Genomic DNA, 7,108 nt, shown 5'->3' with positions numbered 1-7,108 from the left:
GATGTTTGAGTGGTTTATTCGACACACTACCTTTGATTTTGCCACTCTTCAGATGTACGGAATTTGTTCAAAAATCAAATAGGAGTCCTATATCTCTAAGAATTTATTAGAGAGATCCTCACTACTTATCACCCCAATTGCAGAAGATACCCAGATATTCCACTGAAAATTTACTCATTTTAAGTAGATTAACAGTAAACTGTCTGCATCAAAGTCTGCTTTAGGTAAATAGACAGTATAGTTTTGTATATCTTCCAACTCATTCATTCTTAATAGTATTTTTGTATTGTTATTTTTTTGACCCACTTTGCGGTAAAAAATGCTGCTTTCAACGTAAAATCAGCCGATCGCATTGATCACTTTTGATCGCGATCGCGCTTCCTGTTTCTCTACCAGGTTGACTTACAGCAGTAATTGGCGAGAATTAACGCTGTCCACGCCAAGCAATTCTCATGGAGACGGTTTGCGATCGCACTATAAAGCAACTCATAAGTTAATTACAACGATTGCTGCAATGATTTAAACGTTTCTTATACATGAACAAGTAATTGTTGCAAACGCTTCATGCTTTGCAACTAGTTTTGAGGTTAAGCGGTTAGGGTGGGGTAAAATTTACGCTCAAACCCAAGTTGATGAGCTACTTCAGACTTGTGTGTAACCGTAGCCTTATTCTTGGGGAGGGAAGACAAAGCATAGTTTTGGCAGGGTGTGGTGCAATGGGGAGCAATGCTCTAACAGTGAGATCATCATAAAGACAGCAGGGGAGCAGGGAGATACGGGGGACAATGGAAGGGAGACAAGAGAGACAGAGTTTGGGTAGTCGGTTGATGACTGCGGGAATACGACCAGGCACGGGATTATTATCAACAAGCCTTGGAAATCAAAATCGAATTTGGCGATCGCTATTCGAGTGCATCGTTATTGTGGGAGGATAAATAAGTCCATTCAAAGCGATGAAATCTTGATCCGACCCACCAACCAAAAGTGATAACCCATGAACTCTAACGTGCCGCGCACAACCCTTATTACAGGTGCAAGCAAAGGTATTGGACGCGCCACGGCTGATTATCTGGCGCAACAAGGACATCAGATTATTGGGGTTGCTCGCAGTCTACCAAAAGCTCCTTTTCCTGGCGAATTCGTCACCATTGATCTAGCTAATCTTGAGCAAACGGAGTCTGTGCTAGCAGAGTTGACTGATCGGTACTCGATCACAGGTTTGGTCAACAATGTCGGTTTGAGTCAGTCACAGCCTCTAGAAGAAATTAATTTGTCTGATTTAAGCACTGTCTTGGACCTCAATTTACGTCCGGCAGTGCAGATCGCACAAGCGCTGCTGCCCACGATGAGACAATCAGGATGGGGACGCATTGTTAACATTTCCAGCCTAGCGGCTTTGGGTTTGGCTAATCGCACCAGTTATGGGGCGGCTAAAGCAGGATTAATCAGCTTGACCCGCACTTGGGCGTTAGAACTGGCAAAAACCGGAATTACCGTGAATGCGATCGCACCTGGGATGATTGAAACTGAAATGTTTCATGAAAAAGTTTCTCCCGGCAGTAAGGAAGAACAGCTATATTCAAGCATGATTCCAATGGGTCGGTTCGGTCAGCTCAAAGAGATTGCTGCTGCGATCGGCTTTTTCTGCTCTGAAGAAGCAGCGTTCATCACGGGACAAACCTTATTTGTAGACGGTGGAGCAAGTATTGGTCGCAGTCTTATCTGAACAGAGGTCATCAGTAAAGCGTCTGTCTCAAACAACGAAGTAGCTAGTCAAGCGTATTTATCAACTAACAAGGGGTTTAAGCCGTGGAAAGGCTGAGGTAACTTTCTGATTTTTGTACAAAAAGATCCCGACTTATTTAAATAAGTCGGGAATCTGAGCTTTTGGATTTTCACTAGTACACCACGGCGTAAATCCAGCTAGCTAACAAGGGGCAATTATTCCTTAAGTACATGGTTGGGTGATTCCCGAATAAATTGCGATCGGACAAAATCCCTTGTTAAAAAAGAGGCAAGGGAGCAGGGAGCAGGGGGCAGGGAGCAAGGGGGATAAAAAAGAATGGGGATTCGACCCCACCTGAACAAGAACCACAATTATAAAAGTGGGGGACTCAGACCCATGTTCCACTCCGCAAAATAGGCAGGAGTCTCTTTTCATTTCCCCCTGCCCCCTGCCTCTTCCTTAAAGGTAGCCAAACTGACGCCACACTGTACTAGTCTAAAGTTGATAGACTATTGACTTTTACCTATTCCCTAATGAGGTACAGCCAATTTGGTATCGGCTAGCTGCTGGGTATTATCAGCAACGATTTTGCGGAATAAATCACCTTCAATAGTTTCCTGTTCTGCTAGCAAATCTACTAAACGCTCCAAAACTATGCGGTTTTCTTGCAACAGTTCTTTGGACTTGATATAACAATTGTTGACAATTTCGCGTACTTGTGAATCAATCTTGGCAGCAATTTCTTCAGAATAGTCTGATTTATTCATCCAGTCACGTCCCAAAAATACCTCTGCACTCTGATTTTCTAAGGATAATGGGCCTAATTCTGACATTCCAAAGCGTGTCACCATCTGCCGCGCCATCCCTGTTACGTGTTGCAGGTCATTCCCTGCACCTGTAGTCACTTCTGGCTTACCAAAAACGATTTCCTCGGCGGCGCGACCACCCAAAGTAGCAGTAATCCGGGCTTTGAGTTGGGAACGCGAAATTAACCCCTGTTCTTCGTTGGGAGTAAACCAAGTTAATCCTAGCGCTTGTCCCCGTGGAATGAGTGTAACTTTCTGCACAGGGTCATGGTTTGTGAGCAATGTGCCCACTAAAGCATGTCCAACTTCATGATAGGCAATCAAGCGCTTGCTCTTGCTGTCTACTAAGGCGGTACCTTCCATACCTGCAACGACTCGATCTATAGCAGCATCAACTTCTAAAATGGTGACAGCTTCTTTGCGCCTCCTAGCAGTGAGAATGGCGGCTTCGTTGAGTAAGTTGGCTAAGTCTGCGCCAGTAAAACCAGGAGTGCGGCGAGCGATCGCTTCTAATGATACGCTAGGATCAATTTTTTTATTCCGCGCGTGGACTTGCAAAATTTCCAGTCGCCCTTTAAGATCCGGTGGATCGACCATTACCTGTCTGTCAAAGCGTCCCGGTCTGAGCAGCGCTGAATCTAGGACATCTGGGCGGTTAGTGGCAGCAATAATAATGATGCCTGTGTTACCTTCAAAACCATCCATTTCGGTGAGGAGTTGGTTGAGGGTTTGTTCGCGCTCGTCGTTACCGCCACCGATACCAGCGCCCCGTTGTCTACCTACTGCGTCAATTTCATCGATAAATATTAGGCAAGGAGCATTATCTTTGGCTTTTTTGAAAAGATCGCGCACACGGGATGCACCCACACCAACGAACATTTCCACGAATTCCGAACCGGAAATACTGAAAAACGGTACACCTGCTTCACCTGCGATCGCTTTTGCTAGTAGAGTTTTACCAGTACCAGGGGGGCCAATCAACAGCACTCCTTTGGGAATACGTGCGCCTACAGCAGTAAATCTTTCTGGCTGTTTGAGGAAAGTAACAACTTCTTCAAGTTCTTCCTTAGCTTCTTCAACCCCGGCGACATCTTCAAATTTAACTCCAGTTTTTGCCTCCATTTGGAAGCGAGCTTTGGATTTGCCGAAATTCATTGCTTGGCTAGAAGCATTAGTAGAGCGACGGAGGAACAATACCATTAAAGCCACCAGGGGCAAAATCCACATAAGATTGATCAACAGCCCAACAGCAGCTCGACTGTTAGCAGAGGAAACTTCGCCAAAATCAACATTCTTATCTTTGAGTATGTTAATCAACTCTGTGTTTTGTGCCAGAAGTCTCACCTGTTGCGGTTGTGTATCATCCTTTTGCCCCTTGAGATAAACCCTTGCTAGCTGTTCGGTTTCGTCCAACTCTAGTTTTTGGATTTCTCCCGCCTTCGCTTTCTTGAGCAAGTCGCCATAAGTTAGAGGGGTATTCTCTGCTTTTTGTGCCAAGACGGGAGTACTCCCGAAAATTCCTGGTAACATAATCAAACTAGCTGCGATGGCACCAACCCAAGCAACACGCTTTGATGACTGCCTATTTACCAATGCTTTTTTTCCCAAATTCGTCATAATAACTACCCTTTGTCTGCTGGCACAAGTTGAGCGATGGTTTTATGCCTATTCTTCTAACAAAAATTGTAATAACTGGAAATTACACTTTTCTTATCTAGTCTAACTTCCACACAAAACCATTCCCAAGTTTCTTCCGGCGATCACATGAAGTTGAGCAAGCTAGATCATTATTCTGGCTCCTAACTCCTTTTTAAAAAATTTTCCGTTCCGGTAGGTAGATTTTAATTTGACACATTCCGACACAAATCGCTAAGATAAACATAGTCATAACGACTCCGCTTTTTAAATAAATCTGACGATAGTAGCTAGTTAATAGTTTGTGGGTTAATTATGGTGAGAATTGTTGGTATTGGTGGTAGTTTAAGACCCAACTCCTATACCCAGCTTGCTTTACAAGTAGCAGTGCAAAGGGTTGAAGCTGTGGGTGCAGAGGTAGAAATTCTCGATTTACGGCAGTTGCAGCTACCATTTTGTACTGGCGCGAAGGAGTATCCAGAGTATCCAGATGTTCAGAGATTGCAAGATACAGTCAGTCGCGCCGATGGGTTAATTTTAGCGACACCTGAGTATCATGGTGGGGTTAGTGGTGTCCTGAAAAATGCCCTGGATTTGATGAGTTTTGAGCAACTGTCGGATAAAGTGACAGGACTAATCAGCGTATTAGGGGGTCAGTCTAATAGTAATGCTTTAAATGACCTACGATTAATTATTCGTTGGGTGCATGGTTGGGTGATTCCAGAACAAATTGCGATCGGACAAGCTTGGAGTGCTTTCAGTCCTGAAGGCAAGCTACTAGATGAGAAACTCTCTCAAAGATTTGATCAATTTGCTCAGAGTTTAGTTGATAACACTCGTAAGCTGCGGGGCGTAAATTAGTTGTCGGGTGGGCAAAGCTTTGCCCACCCGACTCAACTTAATTGTGGTGGTAATCCCCAGCTAGTTGGGGATTAATAGTCTAATAGTTATGCTTTAAATGACCTACGGCTAATTATTCGTTGGGTACATGGTTAGGTGATTCCAGAACAAATTGCGATCGGACAAGCTTGGGGTGCTTTCAGTCCTGAATGCAAGCTATGCTATGTAAAGCGCAAACCTTTAATATGGCTCTCTGAGAGCGTGTAAGGGGATCTGTCTCAGGTAGTGCTAACTGGTAAATTTGACGCAACTCATCTAAATTACTCACATTGGTAGATTTGAAACAAAGAAAAACCGAGAGCGGGTTTATAGTTTGTGAACCTGAGGAGGGACGTGATATGATTTTCTCCTCTTGGTTAAATCGGCAGAAAACACAATTTGATTGTGTGTCCACTACCACTAACACGGTAATACAATCTGCTTGGCTCAAACAGAGCCAGTATGAAACGAATATCTGGGTAACTGGATGGTTTCTATTCAGTTTGTGAGCGAGTCTAAATTTGTTGTTTGTGTAGGGATGGTGGCGGGATTACCCTTGCGGAGGTTTAGATGAATGTAGTAAAGCGTCGTATCGGTCTTGAGCAAGAATTTTTTCTGGTAGATGAGGCTGGTTATCTGAGCGATCGCGCCGATGAGTTTTTGAAAGATTGTCACTTAATGGCGCAAACACAAGGTTTAGACCCAAAGTACTTTGTGCCAGAGTTCGTCAAAAGCATGGTAGAAATTAACACACCTCCTGCCGACACTGGTACAGAACTAGCAAAAGTCTATCTCAAAAATCTCAAATTGGCGCTTTCTGTGGGGCAACAGATGGGTTTACGCCTTTACCCTCTGTCTAGCTACCCTTTGCATATTACACCAGTTATGCGGGATCACCCTAATTACCATATCCAAGCGCGGACTGTCGGCTATGAGAAATTCTTGCACGCCGCCAAATGTACAGGTACACACCTGCATTTAGAAGTCCCGCCTGGGGTAATTGACCCTAGTGTTGCAGTCTCCTACAACTCGACATCAGCAGAGCGAGAGGAACTACTAAATATCTATAATTTAGCTACAGCTTGCGACTCAGCACTCATTTCCCTGACGCGGGCGTGTCCCTATTATGAAGGACAGGCGATCGGGCTAGCCGCGCACACAATTCGTTATCGAGGTAGTGAAACCTTTGGCTGGGAAGGAGTTTACACTCATTTACAGCCTGTCGGCGGACTCATGCCTTATGGATTAAGTGTAGAGGGTTTAGTTGAACAGCACTTTGCTCGTTATTATGCTTGGTTGCAAGCGATGGAAAAAGCCGGAATTGAACCGAACCTGATATTAGAAGCAGAAGTCAGCTTACTCAAGTCAGCTTGGAATCCAGTTAGACTCAACAAACTCGGCACTGTTGAAATTAGATGTATAGATAGTAACTATCCATCAATAACTTTAGCTGTAATTACATTGCTTGAGAAGGCGGCTAATCGAGTCAGGCGGGAGAAGTTAACGGTTAAACCAGCTAAAGAAATACAGATATTTGAACTAGTTGGCTCTACCCTGTATGTACCAGATTTTGAATATCTAAATGGTGAACTACTCTATACCTCAGCTACAGAGGGAGTTAAAAATCCCAAAGTTAAGGCTTACGTCGATTCAATTTTGCAATTTGCCAGCGCAGAGGGTGGCGAAGGAGCAAATTTTCTAGCAAAACTGAGCAAACACCTCGATCAGTATCAGACGATAGAAGCTGGGATATTACAAGAGTTTACACAGACAACTGCTCAACTTCCATTAGATGCTGGTTTGCATTTAGTGCGCTCTTGTTGTGACAAGCTAGAAGCACAGGTTTCATGGATAGACACAGAAAATCCCCTAGCAGCGTTGGATACTGATGAACGATTGTTACTACAGCAGGATTAAAAAAATAATTATATCTCGGTACCGTGGGGCAGACGGAAATTTCAGCTTGAAGAAGCGTCTGCAACGGTGCGATATGAAGATATAAGACCTAAGCAAGGCAAAGAGAAAGCCCAGTTTTAAATCAAAAATCCCACGCTTCAAAGCG

The 7,108-nt window shown here is 44.1% G+C and carries 6 protein-coding genes and 1 pseudogene; 6 read left to right on the top strand and 1 reads right to left on the bottom strand.

What is annotated here, in order from left to right:
* Positions 1-352 precede the first annotated feature (352 nt).
* The 3 genes from V7K36_RS30860 (at position 353) to V7K36_RS30850 (ending at position 1,726) form a co-directional block, all read left to right on the top strand.
* Positions 353-523: a hypothetical protein gene (locus V7K36_RS30860; RefSeq protein ID WP_335121517.1), complete on the top strand. Its 171-nt coding sequence runs from the start codon at positions 353-355 to the stop codon at positions 521-523.
* Between the two features lie 262 nt (positions 524-785).
* Positions 786-935: a hypothetical protein gene (locus tag V7K36_RS30855; protein WP_335121515.1), complete on the top strand. Its 150-nt coding sequence runs from the start codon at positions 786-788 to the stop codon at positions 933-935.
* A 59-nt stretch (positions 936-994) separates the two neighbouring features.
* The gene (locus tag V7K36_RS30850) at positions 995-1,726 is read left to right on the top strand and encodes an SDR family oxidoreductase (RefSeq protein ID WP_335121513.1); all 732 of its coding nucleotides are present in this window, start codon (positions 995-997) and stop codon (positions 1,724-1,726) included.
* 530 nt (positions 1,727-2,256) lie between these two features.
* Here the strand turns inward: V7K36_RS30850 and ftsH are convergent.
* Complete coding sequence (gene ftsH, locus V7K36_RS30845; RefSeq protein WP_335121511.1) at positions 2,257-4,149, bottom strand: ATP-dependent zinc metalloprotease FtsH; 1,893 nt, start codon at positions 4,147-4,149, stop codon at positions 2,257-2,259.
* A 333-nt stretch (positions 4,150-4,482) separates the two neighbouring features.
* Between ftsH and V7K36_RS30840 the strand changes: the two genes are divergently transcribed.
* From V7K36_RS30840 to V7K36_RS30830, 3 genes and pseudogenes are all read left to right on the top strand, one after another.
* Positions 4,483-5,028 (top strand): NADPH-dependent FMN reductase, encoded by a 546-nt coding sequence (locus tag V7K36_RS30840; RefSeq protein ID WP_335121509.1) that lies wholly within the window; start codon positions 4,483-4,485, stop codon positions 5,026-5,028.
* Between the two features lie 78 nt (positions 5,029-5,106).
* Positions 5,107-5,226, top strand: a pseudogene (locus tag V7K36_RS30835) (NADPH-dependent FMN reductase); the annotation flags it as partial.
* Between the two features lie 390 nt (positions 5,227-5,616).
* Positions 5,617-6,963 carry a glutamate-cysteine ligase family protein gene (locus tag V7K36_RS30830; protein ID WP_335121507.1) on the top strand — a complete coding sequence of 449 codons (1,347 nt, stop codon included), beginning with the start codon at positions 5,617-5,619 and terminating at the stop codon, positions 6,961-6,963.
* Positions 6,964-7,108 lie beyond the last annotated feature (145 nt).

Origin of the sequence: Nostoc sp., from assembly GCF_036919555.1 — a bacterium.
Lineage (GTDB): Bacteria > Cyanobacteriota > Cyanobacteriia > Cyanobacteriales > Nostocaceae > Nostoc.
This window is presented reverse-complemented; position numbering and strand designations above follow the sequence as displayed.

Excerpts from the sequence above, each read along its gene's own strand:
- V7K36_RS30855 (WP_335121515.1), top strand. The coding sequence starts at position 786 with ATGGAAGGGAGACAAGAGAGACAGAGTTTGGGTAGTCGGTTGATGACT.
- V7K36_RS30850 (WP_335121513.1), top strand. The coding sequence starts at position 995 with ATGAACTCTAACGTGCCGCGCACAACCCTTATTACAGGTGCAAGCAAA.
- ftsH (WP_335121511.1), bottom strand. The coding sequence starts at position 4,149 with ATGACGAATTTGGGAAAAAAAGCATTGGTAAATAGGCAGTCATCAAAG.
- V7K36_RS30840 (WP_335121509.1), top strand. The coding sequence starts at position 4,483 with ATGGTGAGAATTGTTGGTATTGGTGGTAGTTTAAGACCCAACTCCTAT.
- V7K36_RS30830 (WP_335121507.1), top strand. The coding sequence starts at position 5,617 with ATGAATGTAGTAAAGCGTCGTATCGGTCTTGAGCAAGAATTTTTTCTG.